Below are 19684 nucleotides of genomic sequence, written 5' to 3'. Positions count from 1 at the left end.
GCTCCCCCGTGCGGCGGCGGGCCATGCCCCCGCATTCCGTTGTCGGGCCGGACCCCTACTATGCCTGTTGAGTAATCGCACGTGCGGGCTGGGTGAGGTTATTGAGCTTCAAGCGCCTCTCCCTAGAGGGTGGTTCGGGAGACTTACGGGGGTTGGGCTGGTGACTTCAACGTCGCGCAGGCGGACGGCAGGACGGCGTGCGGAGTCCGCCACTCGGACGCCGGGGCCATCAGGCAACGATCTGCCGGGCAGGTCAGGGGCGTCCGGGAACCTCTCTGTCCATCTACGCTCGCCTTCGCGGCAGTTGGGATCATCTCTCCTGCTGCAACTCACGTTGCTGCAGGTCGCCGCCGCTCTGCTCGTGGCGGCCTGGCTCATCGGTCCGCTGGCTCTCGCTCCGGCATCCGTGGCCGCCGCGGTGCTGGTGCTGTTCGCCGTCGTACGTCGCCATGGTCATCCCTTGCATGAATGGCTGTGCACAGCCAGGGAGTTGCGGTCCCGTCGACTCAGTTCGGCGGAGAGAGCGATACCGCCGGGCACCGACCCTGCTTTCGCTCCGGCCGTCGAGTGTGACCCCGCACTGCGTACATACGCCTACAGCGGCCGGGACCGCCGTCAGGTCGGGATGGTCGGCGACGGAACGTTCGTGACCGCGGTGCTGCAGGTGGAATCGGACGTGAGGGCGCTGCGTGCCGATCGCGGACGACAGCCGTTGCCGGTGAGCCTGGTGCGGGACGCGCTCGAAGTGGACGGCATCCGGCTCGAGTCCGCCCAGATCGTGCTGCACACCCAGCCGGCCCCCGCGCTGCACCTTCCCCAACAGTCCTTGGCCGTCAGCAATTACGCGCCGCTGCAGGCCCTCACGGGTGCGCCCGCGGTGCGGATCACCTGGGTCGCCCTCAAGCTCGATCCGGAGCTGTGCCCGGAGGCCGTGGCAGCGCGCGGGGGCGGTCTGACCGGGGCCCAGAAGTGCGTGGTGCGCGCCGCGGACCAACTCGCGAGTCGACTCACAGGAGCCGGATTCCACGTGACCGTCCTCAACGAGGAAGAGCTGGCCTCCGCCATCGCGACCTCCGCCTGCGCCAACCCCTTGGTGACGGCTCAGGCCAACAGGTCCGACGTTCCGGAGCGCAGAACAGAGGAATCCCCGCGCGCGTGGCGGTGCGACAACCGGCGCCACACCACCTACTGGGTGAAACGCTGGCCTCAGCTGGGGGGATCCGGAGGGCCGTCGCTGCCACAGCTCGTGGCCCTGCTCACTGCGGTTCCTGCGCTGACCACGACCTTCAGTCTCACGCTCGGACGCGGCGCACGGCAGGAGATCGCCCTGCGCGGTCATCTACGGGTGACCGGGCGCGGCGATGCCGAACTCGTCTCCGCAAGGCGGTCTTTGGAGCAGGCTGCCCGTCAGGCCGGGACGGGACTGGTGCGGCTGGACCGCGAACAGTTACCGGGGATGCTCGCCACGCTTCCGCTCGGGGGTACTCGCTGATGGCTGTCTCGACTCCTCCGGTCACGGGTTCGCCGGACGAACCGACCAGGGATTCGTTCGTGTCCGCCGTGCGAGGCGGGTTCGGGCTGATCGGGCCCCGACACGCGAGGCATGCGCTCTCCGCCGACCAAGTGGACTCGCTCGAGCTGCCGATCGGTGATGACGGGGTCGTGATCGGTGCGGACGCGGAGGGGCGGCCCGCGACCCTTGGCGTCAATCGCCCCACGCCGCACGACATTCTCTTCATCGGCGGTCTGTGGACAGCTCAGATCATTGCGTTCCGGGCCGCCGCGACCGGGGCCCGGGTGGCGGTGGAGACCGGGCGGGCCGGGGCTTGGGCGCAGCTGGTGCAGGCGCTCGGGGTCGGGCAGAGCGGGATGGCCGTGCACGACGTGGGGCGGGTGCCGCCGCAGGGGGCCTCCGCGGGGAGTCCGGTGCTCGTCGTGCGGGACTGCGGGATGCGGCCGCCTCGGGGGCGGGTCGCCTCCGCGCCCTGGCAGTCCGTGCTGACGGTGCTGCCCTATCTGAGTCCCGTCGCGCCGCGACTCGTGCGGCAGGCGCGGCTGGTGGGTGTGCAGCGGGTGTCGCCGGACGAAGCGGCGCAGATCGGGCGGCTGCTCGGGCTGCCGGGCGGGGATGTGGACTCGCTGCCGACGCTTGCGGACGGGGTGACCCTGTGGTGCGCCGATCGGGACCGGCAGTACGTGATGACGCAGGCCACCGATGCCGAGACCGGATTGTTGGGTACCGCTCGACGGATGGACTGACGGCCCGGGGCATTGGGTAATTCGGGGTGCGGTGTCGGCCGTTGGGTGATTTGTCCGTCACGGTTTGATGTACGCGGAACACTCCCGGGTGGGGCGTGACGCAATGGACAGCATTGGTGGGGTGGACTGCCCTGCCGTGCTCGTGGTTTTGGTGATTAGGCTGGGACAGGGCGCGACGCCAGAACCCTCGAGCGGTTCGTGCGCGTCCCTCTACGGGGAGAGCCAGGCGGATCGGACGACAGGAACGGTCGCCCCCCACCACGGCACGAGGGTGCTCGACCACATCAGGAGGCATTGTGAACAGCGATCGGGACGAGATCCGCGGGGGCTGGGACTCACCCGTCGATGATCAGTCCGACGCGGAGTCCGCTGCCGAGACGACGGGCGAGTTCACCATCGACTACGCCCCGCCCGCCTGGTACACGCAGAACGCTTCGGGCAGTGCGGGTGAGACGCCTTCGGCGCCGCCCGTTTCTACGCCGCCTGTCTCTACGCCGCCGGTCTCCGCGCCGTCTGCCTCCGCGCCCACGGCGTCTGTTCCGCCTGTTTCCGGTTCGGCGGATTCCGGTTCGGTGGATTCCACCGGAGCGGGGTCCGGTTCGGATGCTCCGGCTGCCGCCGCTGCCGCGCCGCCGCCCGCCATGCCGTCCTTCTCCGCTCCGCCGCCTCCGCCGCTGCCGGTGGGTCCGCCTTCGGCGGGTGTTCCGGGTGCGGTGCCGAAGTTGCCCGTGGGGAGCGGGTTCCAGCCTGCCGCCTCGGATTCCGTGGACGCGGCGGATGACGCAGACAATGCAGACGATGCAGACAACGAAGGCAATGTGGACGACGCGGAGGAGACTGGCGCCGGGGCTCCTGCCGCCGCTCCCTTCGTGCCTTCCGTCGTGCCGCCGGTGGCTTCCGGTGGTGGCGTCTCCGACTGGAGCGGGGCCCTTGCCGGGCCTGCCGCTTCCGTGCATGTGACCGGTGTCGTGCCGAAGAACGAGGTGGACGCCCTCGCGGAGGCCCGGGGTCTCGACGAGGACAACGACGAGGGCGCGGACGCGGGTGCGGACGCGGGTGCGGGTGCCTCTCCCGCTGAGCGGCCGGTCGTCGAGCCCGTCGCCGAGAGCCTCGGCAGTGGTGACCTTGAGAGTGGCGCCACCATGCGGTTCTCCGCCCGTGCGCTGAAGCGGGAGATGGAGGAGCGGGCCGTCGCGGCCGATGTCGCCGAGGCGCCTTCGAGTGATGGTGACGGTGATGGTGATGACGCCGGGGAGGAAACGGGGCTCCGTGGCGTGGACGAACCCGATGAGGACAGGGGCTCGGACGAAGGTGAGCAGTCTGCCGCCCAGCAGGGCCTGGACAGCGGTTCGGACGCTGACGATGACTCCGTCTCCGTAACCGAGGAAGTGGGTTCGTCCGGCTCCGAGGAATCCGCGCCGCAGGATGCCGTGGCCGCCGCGGCTGACGACGCCGTGCAGGACTCGGCGCCGTCCCCGTGGCCCCCGCCGCCCTCGCCGCAGGACGTGCTGCCGCCGTTGCCGCCCGCGTTCCAGCCCGCGGCTCCGGCCTCCGCGCCGCAGTGGCCCGTACCTACGCCGACTGCGCCTCCCGCGCAGCAGCAGCCGGTACAGCCTGCGGCGCCCGAGCCCGCACAGGCGCAGACCCCGCCTGGTCAGCCGCAGGCTCCGCAGCCTGCGCCGGGCGCCTGGCCTGCGTCGACGCCCACGGCTCCGCCCGCCCCGGCCGCCCCTGGCGCGCCCTTCGCACCGGCCCCGGCCGCGCAGAACTCGGCGCCCGAGCCGTCCCAGGGCGGCTACGGATTCCCGCAGTCCACGCCCGCCACCCCCGGCGCACCCTTCGCACCAGCCCCGCCCGCCCAGAGCTCCACTCCGGAGCCGTCCCAGGGTGGGTACGGGTTCCCGCAGGCGCCCGCGCCTGCCGCCCCCGGTGCGCCGTTCGCACCGGCCCCGCCCGCGCAGAACTCCGCACCGGAGCCGTCGCAGGGTGGATACGGATTCCCGCAGTCCACGCCCGCCGCCCCCGGCGCGCCCTTCGCCCCCGCCCCGCCCCCGCAGAACTCCGCACCGGCCGCGCCCGCGCCTGCCGCTCCGGAGTCGTCTCAGGGCGGGTACGGGTTCCCGCAGTCGTCCGCGCCTGCCGCCCCCGGCGCACCCTTCGCACCGGCCCCGCCCCCGCAGAACTCCGCACCGGCCGCCCCTGAAGCGCCCGGCCAAGGCAGTGGGTACGGGTTCCCGCAGGCGCCCGCGCCCCAGGGGCAGCAGCCGGTTCAGCCGGGGCAGCCCGGCCAGCACGTTCAGCCAGGGCAACCGATCCCGCCCGGGCAGCCGTTCCCCGGGCAGCCGCAGGCTCCCGTGCCTCAGGGGCAGCAGGCGGTTCCGGGCGCGCAGCCCCTTCCGCACCAGCAGCCTCAGGCACCGCAGCCTCAGGCCCCTCAGCCCCCGGCCCCGCAGCCCCATGCGCCCCAGCCCCAGGCACCCCAGCAGTACGCTCCCCAGCAGCCGCAGCCTCAGGTGCCCGCCCAAGCCCAGGCCCAGGCTCAGCCGCAGGCACCTCAGCAGCCCCAGCCCCAGCCCCAGGATCCGCAGGTTCAGCAGGCGCAAGGGCCCATCGACCCCCGCACCGGCGCCGCCTGGCCGCAGGCCGTGCAGCACGATCAGCGGGAGCGTACGAACCCCGGGGCCCCGCTCGGTTACACCGCCGCCGTCGAGCTCTCCTCCGACCGGCTGCTGCGCAACAACAAGCAGAAGGCCAAGAGCAGTCGGCCCGCGGGCGGTTCGCGGTTCAAGCTGGGCGGCAAGAAGGAAGAAGCCGAGCGGCAGCGCAAGCTGGAGCTCATCCGGACGCCGGTGCTCTCCTGCTACCGGATCGCCGTCATCAGCCTGAAGGGTGGCGTCGGCAAGACGACCACCACCACCGCGCTGGGCTCCACCCTCGCCACCGAGCGCCAGGACAAGATCCTCGCGATCGACGCCAACCCCGACGCCGGTACGCTCGGCCGACGCGTGCGGCGCGAGACCGGGGCCACCATTCGTGACCTCGTCCAGGCGATCCCGTACATCAACTCGTACATGGACATCCGCCGCTTCACCTCGCAGGCGCCGTCCGGGCTCGAGATCATCGCCAACGACGTCGACCCGGCCGTGTCGACCACGTTCAACGACGAGGACTACCGGCGCGCGATCGACGTACTCGGGAAGCAGTACCCGATCATCCTGACCGACTCCGGTACGGGGCTGCTGTACAGCGCCATGCGGGGCGTGCTCGACCTTGCCGATCAGCTGATCATCATCTCTACGCCGTCCGTGGACGGGGCGAGCAGCGCCTCGACGACGCTGGACTGGCTGTCCGCGCACGGGTACGCCGACCTCGTCTCGCGGTCCATCACCGTCATCTCGGGTGTGCGTGAGACCGGCAAGATGATCAAGGTCGACGACATCGTGTCGCACTTCGAGACGCGGTGCCGAGGCGTTGTCGTCATCCCCTTCGACGAGCACCTCGCCGCGGGCGCGGAGGTCGACCTCGACATGATGCGGCCGAAGGTGCGGGAGGCCTACTTCAACCTTTCCGCGATGGTCGCGGAGGACTTCTCGCGGGCTCAGCAGCAGCAGGGGCTGTGGACGTCGGACGGGAATCCGCCGCCGCATCTGGCTCCGCCTATGCCGGGCCAGCAGGTGCCTCAGCCCTCGGCGCAGCCGTACGCTCCGGGGCAGCCGCAGCCGCAGCCGTACGCTCCTCAGCAGCCTCAGCCGCCGCAGCAGCCCCAGCACGGGCAACAGCCCCAGCACGGTCAGCAGCCCTACCCGCAGCAGCCGGGTGCTCCACAGGGGTGGCAGACGCAGCCGCCGCAGCAGGGTCAGCCTCCCCAGCAACAGCACCAGCAACAGCAGCCGCAGCCGCCCCAGCCCCAGGACGGGCAAGCACCCCCGCCCGCTCAGCCCGGGGCACCGTTCCAGCCCGGCGCGCCGTTCCAGCAGCCGCCGCCCCCGCAGCAGTAGCGGTAGCAATAGCTGCCGACAGCACCCAAGTGGGCCCGCACCGTTCCCCGGTGCGGGCCCACCGGCGTTCACGCCCCCGTTCGCCGCGCCCGGCACCGTGGGCTGTGCCCACCCGTTCCGCCGTGCGGAACGCCTGCCCACAGCGGAGGCGACCTCGGCACCCGCACCACCACCCACAACAGCCGAACCAACCCCACCCAACCGCCAGGTCAAGTCCCCCCTCCCCCCGCCGTCACCCCCTCACCAGCCATGCGTCAGTGGTCTTGACCAATGCGGAGCGGATCCCGGTCAACTCGTTATTTCCGCAGGCCACATGGGGTTCACACGCCGTTGACGCGCGCAGACCGGCGCTGGTAAACACACAGCAACCAGCTGACGTTCCTTGATCAACCAACGTGCAACCAAACGTGCAAACAATGTGCAACCAGCCATCCCTGCGCGAGCGATGACGCGAGGTCACCGACCCATGGACACACAAGATCAGCACGGCAGATCAGCAGTACCCCGGACAGCGGGCAGCAGGACAGCACCGCACGCAGCACCGCACCGCCCCCGTCCCCGACCCCGCGGCCGCCTGCGGCTCGTGCTCGCCGGTGGGGCCGCCGCGTTCACTCTGACGGCCGGTCTCGCCACACCGCTCAACCTGGCCCCGCAGCAGGCACAGGCCAAGGCCGATGACGGCAAGAAGGTCCTCACCGTCGCCGTGGCGCAGAGCGTCGACTCGCTCAGCCCGTTCCTCGCCCAGCGGCTGCTCAGCACCAGCATCCACCGGTTGACGTACGAGTACCTGACGAACTACGACCCGAAGGACAACAAGGCGATCCCGGGGTTCGCCACCAAGTGGAAGCCTTCCGCCGACAAGCTGACCTGGACGTACACCATCCGGGGCGACTCCAAGTGGTCGGACGGCAAGCAGGCGACCGCCGAGGACGCGGCGTGGACGTTCAACAAGGTGATGTCCAAGGAGGGCACCGCCACCGCGAACTCGAACTTCGTCACCAACTTCAAGAAGGTGACCGCGCCCAGCCCCACCAAGCTGGTCATCGAGCTGAAGAAGCCGCAGGCGACCATGGCCGCCCTCGACGTGCCGATCGTTCCCAAGCACGTGTGGGAGAAGGTCGACGACATCTCGAAGTTCAACAACGACAAGATGCCCGTCGTCGGCAACGGCCCGTTCGTCCTGACGGACTACAAGGTCGACCAGTACGTGAAGTTGAAGGCCAACAAGGACTTCTGGCGCGGTTCCGCCAAGTTCGACGAGCTGGTCTTCAAGACGTACAAGGACCAGGACGCCGCCGTCTCCGCCCTCAGGAAGGGCGAGGTCTCGTTCGTGGCCGGGCAGCCCGCGCTCACTCCCGCGCAGGCCGCGTCCCTCAAGAACGAGGACAACATCAAGGTGAACGAGGGGCCGGGGCGGCGCTTCTTCGCCCTTGCCACCAACCCGGGCGCCAAGACCCTCGACGGCAAGAAGTTCGGCGACGGGAATCCGGCGCTCCTGGACAAGAAGGTCCGCCAGGCGCTCTTCCTCTCCGTGAACCGTGAGGCGCTCGTCGAGAAGGTCTTCCAGGGCCACGCCGTCGAGGGCGCGGGGTACATTCCGCCGCGCTTCTCCGACTACGCCTGGAAGCCGTCGGCGGACCAGGAGATGAAGTACGACCCGAAGCGCGCCGCCGCGCTCCTCGACGAGGCGGGCTACAAGAAGAACAGCGACGGCAAGCGGGTCGGGAAGGACGGGAAGCCTCTCGACTTCCGCATCCTCTGCCACGCCACCGACCCCAACGACAAGGCCGTGGGGAAGTATCTGAAGGAGTGGTGGGGGGACCTGGGCATCGGGCTCAAGGTCAACTGTCTGGACGACGTCTCCGTGCCCTGGTACGCGGGCGAGTACGACCTCGCCTTCGACGGGTGGTCCGTCAACCCCGACCCCGACTTCGTGCTCGGCATCCACACCTGCTCCGCACTGCCGGTGAAGGCCAAGGAGAGCGCGGCCACGGACAACTTCATCTGCGACAAGAAGTTCGACAGCCTGTACGACAAGCAGCTCGCCGAGTACGACCAGGGCAAGCGTGCCGACATCGTGAAGCAGATGGAGTCCTGGCTGTACGACTCCGGGTACATGAACGTCCTCCTGTACCCGAACGCCGTCGAGGCCTACCGCACCGACCAGATCAAGTCCATCACCACCATGCCGACGGCCGCGGGCAACATCTACGGCCAGGACGGATATTGGAGCTGGTGGTCGGCCGTGCCCGCGGATGGGAAGAGTTCCTCCAAGGACGGCAGCTCGACCGGTGTCATCATCGGTATCGCCGCTGCCGCGGTGGTGCTCGTGGGCGGCGGAGTCCTGTTCGCCCTGCGCCGCCGTTCTACCGCAGAGGACCGCGAGTAACGCATGACCGCTGACAGCAATCCCGCACTGCTCGACACCGAGGGCCCCCAGGGCCCCGGGGCCGACGGCGACCCGGCTCCGGCCGGGGCGGCGTCGGCCCGCGGGCTCCGGGCCCGCAACACCCGCGCCTACCTCCTCTATGTGGCGGGCAAGATCGGCGGCGCGGTCGTGTCGCTGTTCGCCGTGCTCGTCACCAGCTTCTTCCTGTTCCGGCTGATCCCCGGCGACCCCGTCAAGCAGATGACGGGCGGCAAGCGCGTCTCGGCCGAGCAACTCGCCGCGATGCGCAAGGAGTTCGGCCTCGACAAGTCGGTCATGGCCCAGTTCTGGGACTACACCGGCAATGTCCTGAGCGGCGACTTCGGCACGTCTTACCAGTTCCACGCCCCCGTGATGGACAAGATCACGGAGGCGCTCCCCGCGACGCTCCTGCTCACCGGAACGGCGTACGTCCTCTACACGCTCATCGGCATCTGGCTCGGCACGCGCACGGCCTGGCGCAACGGCAAGCTCGGCGACCGCTTCAACACCGGGCTCGCCCTGACGCTGTACTCCGTGCCGTCGTTCTGGCTGGGGCTGCTGCTGATCATCACCTTCTCGGTGGGCATCGGGCCGATCCCCGGGATGTTCCCGACCGGCGGCCTGGAGTCCGGGGGTGAGACCGGCTTCGCGTACGTCGTCGACGTCGCGCACCACATGGTGCTTCCCGTCATCACCCTGGTCGCCGTCGGGTACGCGCAGACACTGCTCGTCATGCGGTCCTCGCTCCTGGACGAGATGGGCAGCGACTATCTGACGACCGCGCGTGCCAAGGGGCTCAGGGACGACCTCGTGCGGCGTCGGCACGCCGTCCCGAACGCGCTGCTGCCGACCGTCACGCTGATGTTCGTCAACCTCGGCACGGTCGTGGCGGGCGCCATCCTCGTCGAGACCGTGTTCTCCTGGCCGGGCCTCGGCGGGCTCTTCTACCAGGCGCTGAGCGTGCCCGACCTGCCGCTGGTGCAGGGGCTGTTCTTCGTCTTCTCCGTCGCGGTGATCCTGATGAACACCCTGGCCGACGTGATCTATCCGCTGCTCGATCCCCGGGTGGGCCGATGACGACCGAATCCGCACCGACCAACCCGCAGCCGACCGATCCGGCACCGACGGATCCGGCACCGACGGATCCGGCATCGGCCGCCCCGGCACCGTCCGCCGCCAAGAGCGCGCGGTCACTCGCCTGGACCAGGCGCAGGCACTCCGCCGTGCGCTTCTGGCGCGAGTACCGCACGCACCGCGCCGGGCTCGTCGGCCTCGCCGTGCTCGTCCTGATCGCCCTGGCCGCGGTCTTCGCGCCGCTGCTCGTCGGCACCGACGCGCAGAGCGTGACCGCGGCGCCGGGCCGGCCGATGGAGTCGCCGAGCGGGGAGTTCCCGCTGGGGACCGACCAGTTCGGGCGCGATCTGCTGGGCCTGCTCGTGTGGGGCGCGCGCATGTCGCTGACCGTGGGGCTGCTCGCCGCCGTGCTCTCGGTGGCCATCGGCACGCTCGTCGGGATCACCGCGGGGCACTTCAAGGGCTGGTACGCCACTGTGATCATGCGCATCACCGACTGGTTCCTGGTGATGCCGACGCTCGTGCTCGCCATCGCGCTCGCCGCGGTGATGTCCGGCACGGTCTGGACGATCATCCTGGCGATCGGCGTGACGACCTGGCCGACCACGGCACGCCTGGTCAGGGCCCAGACCCTCGCCGTGGAGTCGCGCCCCTACATCGAGCGGGCGCAGGCCCTCGGCGGCGGCCACGGCCACATCATGGCCCGGCACGTCCTGCCCAACGTCATGCCGCTCGTCCTCGCGCAGACCACGCTGGTCATCTCCGGCGCCATCCTCACCGAGGCCACCCTCGCCTTCCTCGGCCTCGGCGATCCGACGAACGTCTCGTGGGGCGGCCTGCTGCAGGACGCGCGCGAGGCGGGCGCGGTCAGCGCTGGGCACTGGTGGTACCTCGCCCCGCCCGGTCTCGCCATCGCGGTCGTCGCCCTGGCGTTCACGCTGTGCGGCCGTGCCGTGGAATCCGTGCTCAACCCCAGGCTGGGGGCCTCCCGTTGACCGACAAGACCCCGCTGACCGACGAGACTCCGTTGGCCGACAAGACCCAAGCGAACACGACGCAGCGCCTGCTCGACGTACGCGAACTCGAAGTGACGTACGCCAACGGGGCAGCCGCGGTCCGCGGTGTGAACCTCCACGTCGACGCGGGCCAGAAGCTGGGCGTGGCGGGCGAGTCCGGCTGCGGCAAGTCCACGCTGGCGCTCGCCCTGCTGCGGCTGCTTCCCGCGGGCACCAAGGTGTCCGGCGAGATCCTGCTCGACGGCGAGGACATCCTCACCATGAAGTGGGGGCGGGTCCGCGCGGTGCGCTGGGCCGGTGCCTCGATCGTCTTCCAGGGCGCGATGCACTCGCTGAACGCCGTGCACCGCATCGGCGACCAGATCGCCGAGCCGATCCTGCTGCACAAGAAGGCGACGCAGGCAGGCGCGAAGAGCAAGGTCGGCGAGCTCCTCGAACACGTGGGGCTGCCCGCCGCCCGCGCGGAGGCCTATCCGCACGAGCTATCCGGCGGCCAGCGCCAGCGCGTGATGATCGCGATGGCACTCGCCTGCGACCCGCGGCTGATCATCGCCGACGAGCCGACCACCGCGCTCGACGTGATGATCCAGGCCCAGATCCTGCGCCTGATCGAGCAGCTGGTGGCCGAGCAGGACCTCGGTCTGATGATGATCAGCCACGACCTGGCGGTGCTCTCCGACACCTGCGACCGGCTCGCGGTGATGTACGCGGGCCGCGTCGTCGAGGAGGGCCCTGCCTCCGAGGTCTACGAGAACGCCCGGCACCCGTACGGAAAGGCCCTGTCGGCGGCCTTCCCGCGCATCGGCGACATCACGTCGCGGTTCGCCCCGCGCGGCCTGCCGGGCGATCCGCCCGACCCGTCCGCGCTCCCCACGGGCTGTACGTTCCACCTCCGCTGCCCGGTCGCCCTCGACTCCTGCGCCACGGAGGACCAGGCCCTGCGGGACGCGGGGCCGCACCACCGCGCGGCCTGCGTCCATGCGGGCGCGCCGCTGCCCGCGCAGCCCACGTCGGCGCCCGTGACGGCGGAGCGCACCCCGTGACCGAGAGCCCCCGTGAAGAGGAACCGCGCATGACCACGCAGGAACCAGGCACGACCGCGCCGGGAACCGATGGCGCGCTGCTGAGCGCCGACGGCCTGCACATCGCCTTCCCCGGCCGCCGCGGCGGGCCGACCGCACGCGCGGTGGACGGCGTCGACCTCGACATCAAGGGCGGCGAGATCGTCGCCCTGGTCGGCGAGTCGGGCTGCGGCAAAACAACGCTGGCCCGCTCACTGCTCGGCCTCGTGCCCCCGACATCGGGCAAGGTCACGTTCGGCGGCGAGCCGCTGAACTACTCCGGCCGCGCCCTTAAGGCGTACCGCAAGCGGGTCCAGCTGGTCCTCCAGGACCCCAGCGGGTCGCTCAACCCGCGGCACACGGTGTACGACGCCGTGGCGGAGGGGCTGCGCATCCACGGGTACGCGGGTGACGAGCGGGAAGCGGTCGCCGGGGCCCTCTCCCGGGCCGGTCTGCGCCCGCCGGAACGCTTCTTCCTGCGCTACCCGCACGAGCTGTCGGGCGGCCAGCGCCAGCGCGTGGTCATCGCGGGCGCGCTGGTCCTCGAACCTGAACTCATCGTCGCCGACGAGCCGGTGGCCTCCCTCGACGCCTCCGTGCGCGGCGAGATCCTCGCGCTCCTGCTCCGGCTCCGCGACGAACTGGGCCTCTCCGCACTGGTGGTGACGCACGACCTGGGCCTCGCCTGGAACATCGCGGACCGGGTCGCGGTGATGTACCTGGGCCGGATCGTGGAGACGGGCACGGTCGAGGAGGTGCTGACGTCACCTCAGCATCCTTATACGCAGGCCTTGCTGTCCGTCCTGCCCGAGGCGCCCGGCGATCCCGTCGTCCTCACGGGCGAGCCCCCGGACCCCTCCCGCATCCCCGGCGGCTGCCGGTTCCACGCCCGCTGTCAGGTGCTCGCGTCCGGCGAGGCGGAGCGGGCGGGTGTGGCGGATCGCTGCCGCGGCGAGGATCTGGCCGTACTGTCCGGAGGGAGCGGGACGCAGGTCGCCTGCCACTGGGCGGCGGCGCGCTAGCGGGGTGGGGAGGGCGCCCGCAGGGCGCCCTCCAGGGGCGCGGGGAACTGCGCGAGCAACCACGAACGCACCCGCAGCCGCGCACAGCCGTCACCGCCAACGGCGACTAGGCGCGTTCCGCTGCCTCGACAAGCTCCCCGCACCGCTTCACGTCATCCGCCATCGCCACGAGCAGCGCGTCGATCGAGTCGAACTTGGCCTGGCCGCGCACGAAGGCCAGGAAGTCCACGGCCACGTGCAGCCCGTACAGGTCGAGGCCGACGCGGTCGATCGCGTACGCCTCGACCGTTCGCTCGGTCCCGTCGAACTGCGGGTTCGTGCCGACCGAGATCGCCGCGGGCATCGCCTCGCCCTCGACGTGCAGCCATCCGGCGTAGACGCCGTCGGCGGGGACGGCCGTGTGGGGCAGCGTCTCCACGTTGGCCGTGGGGAAGCCCAGCTCGCGACCGCGCTGGGCGCCGCGCACCACGACGCCCTCGACGCGGTGCGGGCGGCCGAGGATCTCCGCCGCTCCGGTGACGTCGCCCTCGGCGATCAGGCGCCGGGTCAGGGTGGAGGAGAACGGCTCGCCGCCACCCGCCTCGCCGCTCACGTAGAGGTCGATGACGTCGACTTCGTAGTCGTACGTACCGCCGAGCTCGGCCAGGAAGTCGACGTTCCCCGCGGCCTTGTGGCCGAAGCGGAAGTTGGGGCCCTCGACGACCACGCGCGCGTGCAGCTTGTCGACGAGGACCTTGACCACGAACTCGGCGGGCGACAGCTTCGAGAACTCGGTGGTGAAGGGGAGGATCAGGAGCGCGTCCACACCCAGCTCCGCCATCAGCTCGGCGCGCCGGTGGTGCGGGGCGAGCAGCGGCGGGTGGCTGCCGGGGCGCACGACCTCGCTGGGGTGCGGGTCGAAGGTGACGACCACGGCGGGCACGCCGAGCTCACGCGCGTGCTCCACGGCACGCCCGATGATCAGCTGGTGCCCGCGGTGTACGCCGTCGTAGGAACCGATGGTGACGACGCTGCGCCCCCAGTCCTGGGGGATGTCCTCCAAGCCACGCCAGCGCTGCACTTCTTTGCTCCTCGCCGAACCCGTATACGTCACGTACATCTGTACGTTCCCATTGCCGATTGCGCAGGACTAAGACTGCCATGCCGACACCTCGCGGCTCGCACCGGAGGGAGTGGCGGGGGTCACTCTCCTAGGCAGGGACGCGGACACCGCCCGCGAGGTTCTCGAGCACCCGGCGGGCGCTCGGGCCGACCAGGGCGGCCCAGTCCTGCGGAGCGGCGTCCATCCAGCCGGTGACGAGCGCGGCGAAGCCCGCACGGCCGCGGGCCAGTTCGACCAGGCGCCGGTCGAAGCAGTTCGCGCCCTCCGGGGTGCGGACGAGCAGCTGTCCGGTGCGGTGCACGCGCTCGCGGGAGCGGTCCTCGCCGCACTCCGCCACGCCGAGCGCCACCGCCCGCAGGACGCTCTCCAGGACCGCGGAGTCCCGCTCCTGGCTGAGCAGTACGTCGAGGAGCTCGCCGCGCAGGGTGCGTGAAGCGGTGGTGCCGGGCGCGGCGAGCACGGGGGCGAGGGCCATACGTACCTGTACGTGCCTGCTGTGCAGGAGTCCGGCCACCAGCGGGAAGAGGACGGGGCGCACGTCGGGGCCGTGTTCGAGGCGGCGGTCGATGTACGCGACGGCGGCGGTGGCCGCTTCGGGGCGGGCCTCGACGAGGTCGTGGACGAGGGTGGCGACGCGGCGCGCGAGGGCGGGGGTGGTCACGTCGGCGAGGCAGCACAGGATGGCGTCGGCGGCCTGGTCCGGCGCGTGCAGCCGGGTGCGGAAGGCGTCCAGGACGGGGTCGGGGTGGGTGGTCAGGGCGGCGGCGAGGGCGCTCGCGGGCAACTGGGGGTCTCCGGCGGTGAAGCGTTGCAGGGCGTGCGGCAGGTGCCGGGCACGGGTCTGCGGATCGCGGACGAGGAGGGCGAGCGCGGCGCCGTGCAGGGCGTCGTCGGCGGGGCGGGCGAGGAGCGTGCGGGCCGCGCACCGCAGGAGCTCGCGGGCGGCGCCGGTGGTGACGTGCGGGGCGGCCCGCAGCCCGTAGGCGGCGGCCGCTACGCGTCGGGCGGGGCGCTCGTCACGGGCCCAGCGGTCCACCGCACGGCACACGGCCGCGGGCTCCTCCTCGGCGAGCGCGGCGAGCACTTCGTCGGCGCGGGCGTGCCCGCAGTCGACCAGGGCCTCGGTGAGGTTGTCGATGGCGCGGTGCCGGTGGGTGTGGAGCAGCGCCTGCGCGGCGGAGGCGACGGTGGCGTCGGGCGCCGCGTCCAGCGGCCGCTCGTCGGTGAACCACCGTGCGAGGTGCGGCTGTACGGCCGCGGGGTCGGCGCGGAGCAGTTCGGCGACGGCGTCCAGGCGGCGGTCCGGGGCCCCCGGTGGTCCGTCGTGCACGACGAGCCGCCGCAGCAGCGCGAACCGGTCGGCCTCGCCCAGCGGCAGGCGCAGCCAGAAGGCGGTCCCGAACTCGCCCCGCTCGGCGAGCGGTTCGAGCACCGCTAGGTAGGGCGTCGCGTCGGGCACCCTCAGCAGCACCTCCCCGAGCAGGTGAGCGGCCCACCACGCGGCGTCTCCGAACTCGCCCGCCCCACCCGTCCCATCGGCGCCGCCGCCCTCTCCCCCGCGGCCGAGCTCCACCAGCGCGTCCGTGAGCTCGACCAGCCGCGACGCCAGTTCCGCCGCGCCCCGCTGCCTGCCCAGCAACAGCAGGGCCTGGATCACCGGGCCGATGCGGTGCCGGGGCACCGGCAGCGGCCGGGCGGTGGGAGCGGGGGCTTGTTTGCGCCTCCGTTGGTACGGGACCGACGGGTCCCGTCCCGTACCCCTGTGCCGGTGGACCAGCGCCGTCAGGGCGCCGTCCAGGTCCAGGTGCGTCCCCTGGATCCAGTCGGCCACTTCCTCGTGCGCGAAGCGGTAGCCCGCCCCCGCGGGCACCAGCAGCCCTTCCGTGAGCACCGCCGACGCCCATCCCGTACAGCCGAGGCCCTTTCCGCCGCCCTTGCCCGGCAGCGCCCCCCACGGGAAGACCGCTTCGAAAGAGGCCCTGTCCAGCTCCCCCTGGCCGGGCCCGAGACAGCGCCGCGCCGCCTCGTGGACCTGCCCCGACACCGCCGCGGCGAGGCGGCGCACGGCGCTCCCACGCAGCCCGTTCGCCGCCGCGAGCCGCACCGCGATCCGCAGGCACAGCAGGTCCAGATAGGCGCCGAAGATCTCCTCGCGGCCCGGGGTGCCCGGCGGCGGGGCGTCCGGCAGGGCGCCCCGCACCTCGGAGAGCAGCCGCAGGGCCAGCGGGTGCCGCTCGTCCACGGCGGCCAGCGCACCGTCCGGGATGCCGTACCTCGCGCGGGCCCTGCGCGCCTGCGGCTCCGGCAGATCCCCGATGCGTACGCAGCCGGGGAGCTCCGCGCCGTCGGCCGCCGTGTGCAGCGACGCCTCGTCGAAGTGGGCTCCGGCCTGCTCCCAGTACTCCGCGCGGCAGGCGACGACGAGCCGCGCGCCCGTGTCCCGCAGCCACCGGGCCGTGCCGCCGCTCCACTGTGCGAGGCGGTGGGAGAGCACGGTCGGCATCTCCTCGGGCCCGTCGAGCAGGAGCAGCAACGGCCGCCCCGCGTCCCGCACGAGCCGGGCCACCCGGCCCGCGGAGAGGTCGCCGAGGCCCCGGTCCCCCGGCTGGTCCCCCGACTCCCCTTCGGAGGCCGTGAGGATGCGTCCGGCGCGGTCGAGGGCCCGTTCCACCGCGTCGGCCACGGACGCGTCCGTGCCCCGCAGGTCGGCGCCGCGCAGCCAGAGGGTGGGGGCGGGCTCGGCGCCCCTGGCCCTTCGTGCGGCGAGCGCGGCCAGTTCCGTGGTGCGGCCGGTGCCGGGGTCGCCGACGAGTCCGAGCACCTGTGCGGTGCCGGTCGCGAAGGCGGCGAACTCCCGTGCCGTATCGGGTCGTTCGACCGGTTCGTGGGGCGGTACGAGCGGGCCGTCGGAGCCGGCCGAGGTGGCGGTGAGGTGGAGCGCGCCCGCGAGGTTGAGGTCGTCGCCGTACGCGGGCACGGTCGCCGCGTTGCGCGCGACGAGCTCGGCGAGCGGTCCGCCCGGGTCGGCGGCGGCCGCGTCCCGCAGCGACACCGCGAAGCCCGCCGGGCGGTGCGCGCAGACGTCCTGGTCCGGCGCGGCGGGCTCGGGGCTCTGGGGCAGCAGGGCGGTGCCGAGGACGGCGAGGACGGCGCCGGTCGAGGCGTCCACGACAGGACCGCCCGCGGCACCGCCGCCGAGCCGCAGCGCGTCGGCGCCGTCCGTGCCGATGGCCAGCTCCAGGGCGGCGCCGACCAGATGGAAACGGTCCGTGGCCGTGTAGGTGACCGCCGAGGTGCCGAGGACCCGTGCCTCGCGCCAGCCGCGGGCGGCGATCCGCACATAGGTGCCGGTCGCCACGGAGCCCCGTGCGGAGACGGGGAGGGGCCGCAGCCCGAGGCCTTCGGTGCGGACGAGTGCGAGATCGGTGCCTGGCAGCGGCACCACGGCCTCGGCCGGCACCACGCAGGTGCGTTCGCCCGGCGCGTGCAGGACGATCCTGGCGAGCCCGTCGACCGCTTCGTGACTGGTGATGACCGTGCCGTGGTCGTCGGCGGCGAACCCCGTGCCCCGCGGCCGCCCTGCGAGATCGCAGACCCGCACCAGGGACAGCTCCGGCGCCGGAGCCGAGAAGCCGTCCCGGCCGCGTCCCGCCATGCTCGAACCTCCCCGCCGTGCCCCGTTACTCCGACCGTAGGTCGACGGTGATCAGCAGGACAGGAGGCAACACGAACGCGCCCCCTTCCGACCCCTCGGTTCACTCCGAGCGCCTGCCCGAAGGGGTGAATGAGCGCGTGTCGGTGGATAGACCTCTAGAGGGGGGAATCGTGAAGCGGCGGACCTCAGTCCGCCGCTTCACTACATGCCGCCCGAAGAGGGCGCGTCACGCGAAGACGGCCAGGCTCTTGGCCTTGCCTCGCGACTCCTCCGCCAGGACCAGGAAGCGGCCCTCGGCGTCGAAGACGGCGACGGCGCCCACGCCCGCGTACTCATCGGGCATGTCGATCCGGACGCCGTTGAGCAGCAGCCGACCGCGCTTCTCGTCCACGTCCCAGCGCGGGAAGGCCCGGCCCGCGGCCTCGGCCACCGGCATCACGGTCAGCTCCTCCTGGAGCTGGTCGAGGGTCTTGGCCGCGTCCAGCTTGTAGGGGCCGACGCGGGTCCGGCGCAGCGCGGTCAGATGACCGCCGACGCCGAGGTCGGCGCCGAGGTCGCGGGCGATGGCCCTGATGTACGTCCCCGAGGAGCAGACGACCGAGACGACCAGGTCGAGCACGGGCGTGCCGTCCTCGGCGACGGCGTCACGGACGTCGTACACCGTGAAGGCGGAGATCGTCACGGGCCTGGCCGGGATCTCGAAGTCCTCGCCCTTGCGGGCGCGGGCGTACGACCGCTTGCCGTCGATCTTGATGGCGCTGACCTTCGACGGCACCTGCATGATGTCGCCGGACAGCTTGGCGATGCCCGCGTCTATGGCCTCACGGGTGACCTTCGAGGCGTCGGCCGACGAGGTGATCTCGCCCTCGGCGTCGTCGGTCAGCGTGTTCTGCCCGAGGCGGATGGTGCCCAGGTACTCCTTCTCGGTCAGCGCGAGGTGACCGAGGAGCTTGGTGGCGCGTTCGACACCGAGCACGAGGACGCCCGTCGCCATGGGGTCCAGGGTGCCCGCGTGGCCGACGCGACGGGTCTTGGCGATCCCGCGCATCTTGGCCACCACGTCGTGCGAAGTGAAGCCGGACGGCTTGTCGACGATGACAAGGCCGTCCGGCGTTGTGGTGCTGCTCTGGCTCATGCGCGGGCGTCGCCGTCCGTCTCGTCTGCTTCTTCGTCCTCGGGCTTGCGGTACGGGTCGGCGTCACCGGCGAAATCGGCGCCTGCCGAGACCTCCCGCACCTTGGCGTCGGACAGCCGTGCCTTGTCGAGCAGGTCCTCGATGGCCCGCGCGTTGTCCGGCAGGGCGTCCGCGACGAAGGCCAGGGTCGGCGTGAACTTCACGCCCGCGGCCTGGCCGACCGCCGACCGGAGCACGCCCTTGGCGCTCTCCAGGCCCGCGGCGGCTGCCGCACGGTCCTCGTCGTCGCCGTAGACCGTGTAGAAGACCGTGGCCTCCCGCAGGTCACCGGTCACCCGGGTGTCCGTGATCGTCACGTGCGTTCCGAGCCGCGGGTCCTTGATCCCGCGCTGCAGCTTCTGAGCAACCACCTCTCGAATGAGGTCCGCCAGCCTTTTCGCCCGCGCGTTGTCGGCCACTGCTCCGTCTCCCTTATCCCCGGGCATTCCCTGGGCTTGTCTTGCTGTGTTCAATCATCGTCGCCGTGCAGCCGCCGTCGCACCGACAGCAGCTCCACTTCGGGCCGGGCGGCGACGAGGCGCTCGCACCGGTCCAGTACGTCATGGAGGTGGCCCGCGTCACCGGACACCACCGCGAGGCCGATCTCGGCCCGCCGGTGCAGGTTCTGACCGCCCACTTCCGCCGCGCTCACCGCGTATTTGCGCTGGAGCTCAGCGACGATCGGACGGACGACGGAGCGTTTCTCCTTCAGCGAATGTACGTCGCCGAGGAGCAGATCGAAGGACAGAGTCCCCACATACATGTGTGTCCGGATGTCCCGCCGGTACGGGTTCGAGGCCCCGCCAACCGCTTGGCAGGGACACAAGAACCGTACACGGAACGGCCGGGGCCGATCGACGGAATTTTCCCCGTCGACCGGCCCCGACACTGAACCGAGCGGATCAGATCAGTG

Annotated in this window: 13 protein-coding genes; 8 read left to right on the top strand and 5 right to left on the bottom strand. The window is 71.8% G+C overall.

Annotated elements, in window-relative coordinates; all coding sequences use genetic code 11:
* Positions 1–160: 160 nt before the first annotated feature.
* The 8 genes from eccE to AC068B_RS30045 all read left to right on the top strand — a co-directional run bounded on the left by eccE (position 161) and on the right by AC068B_RS30045 (position 12840).
* Entirely contained in the window at positions 161–1492 is a 1332-nt protein-coding gene (gene eccE, locus AC068B_RS30080; protein WP_478674727.1) for a type VII secretion protein EccE, read from the top strand.
* A complete protein-coding gene (locus tag AC068B_RS30075; protein ID WP_478674726.1) occupies positions 1492–2259 on the top strand; it encodes a hypothetical protein in 768 nt (255 codons plus the stop codon). Before eccE ends, AC068B_RS30075 begins: the two co-directional genes overlap by 1 nt.
* A 296-nt stretch (positions 2260–2555) precedes the next feature.
* Complete coding sequence (locus AC068B_RS30070; protein ID WP_478674725.1) at positions 2556–6257, top strand: SCO5717 family growth-regulating ATPase; 3702 nt, start codon at positions 2556–2558, stop codon at positions 6255–6257.
* 466 nt (positions 6258–6723) lie between these two features.
* Complete coding sequence (locus tag AC068B_RS30065; RefSeq protein WP_478674724.1) at positions 6724–8646, top strand: ABC transporter substrate-binding protein; 1923 nt, start codon at positions 6724–6726, stop codon at positions 8644–8646.
* Positions 8647–8649: 3 nt separating this feature from the next.
* Positions 8650–9744 (top strand): ABC transporter permease, encoded by a 1095-nt coding sequence (locus tag AC068B_RS30060; protein WP_478674723.1) that lies wholly within the window; start codon positions 8650–8652, stop codon positions 9742–9744.
* Positions 9741–10736, top strand: coding sequence for an ABC transporter permease (locus AC068B_RS30055; RefSeq protein WP_478674722.1), 996 nt, complete (start codon positions 9741–9743; stop codon positions 10734–10736). Before AC068B_RS30060 ends, AC068B_RS30055 begins: the two co-directional genes overlap by 4 nt.
* Positions 10737–10768: 32 nt before the next feature.
* Positions 10769–11800 carry an ABC transporter ATP-binding protein gene (locus tag AC068B_RS30050; protein ID WP_478674755.1) on the top strand — a complete coding sequence of 344 codons (1032 nt, stop codon included), beginning with the start codon at positions 10769–10771 and terminating at the stop codon, positions 11798–11800.
* Positions 11801–11829: 29 nt separating this feature from the next.
* Positions 11830–12840, top strand: coding sequence for an ABC transporter ATP-binding protein (locus AC068B_RS30045; protein ID WP_478674721.1), 1011 nt, complete (start codon positions 11830–11832; stop codon positions 12838–12840).
* A gap of 106 nt (positions 12841–12946) precedes the next feature.
* Here AC068B_RS30045 and AC068B_RS30040 read toward each other — a convergent pair whose 3' ends face one another.
* The 5 genes from AC068B_RS30040 to AC068B_RS30020 all read right to left on the bottom strand — a co-directional run bounded on the left by AC068B_RS30040 (position 12947) and on the right by AC068B_RS30020 (position 19534).
* Positions 12947–13900 (bottom strand): bifunctional riboflavin kinase/FAD synthetase, encoded by a 954-nt coding sequence (locus AC068B_RS30040; protein ID WP_468557667.1) that lies wholly within the window; start codon positions 13898–13900, stop codon positions 12947–12949.
* Between the two features lie 130 nt (positions 13901–14030).
* Positions 14031–17597 carry a trypsin-like peptidase domain-containing protein gene (locus AC068B_RS30035; protein WP_478674720.1) on the bottom strand — a complete coding sequence of 1189 codons (3567 nt, stop codon included), beginning with the start codon at positions 17595–17597 and terminating at the stop codon, positions 14031–14033.
* A gap of 226 nt (positions 17598–17823) precedes the next feature.
* Positions 17824–18732, bottom strand: a complete 909-nt coding sequence (gene truB, locus AC068B_RS30030; RefSeq protein ID WP_478674719.1) for a tRNA pseudouridine(55) synthase TruB — start codon at positions 18730–18732, stop codon at positions 17824–17826.
* Positions 18729–19190, bottom strand: a complete 462-nt coding sequence (gene rbfA, locus AC068B_RS30025) for a 30S ribosome-binding factor RbfA (RefSeq protein ID WP_356257476.1) — start codon at positions 19188–19190, stop codon at positions 18729–18731. Before rbfA ends, truB begins: the two co-directional genes overlap by 4 nt.
* Positions 19191–19240: 50 nt before the next feature.
* Positions 19241–19534 (bottom strand): DUF503 domain-containing protein, encoded by a 294-nt coding sequence (locus AC068B_RS30020; protein ID WP_150172847.1) that lies wholly within the window; start codon positions 19532–19534, stop codon positions 19241–19243.
* Positions 19535–19684 lie beyond the last annotated feature (150 nt).

Source organism: Streptomyces sp. NPDC042371, from assembly GCF_056437465.1.
The sequence above is the reverse complement of the archived record's forward strand: the minus strand, read 5'-3'. Positions and strand labels throughout refer to the sequence as shown.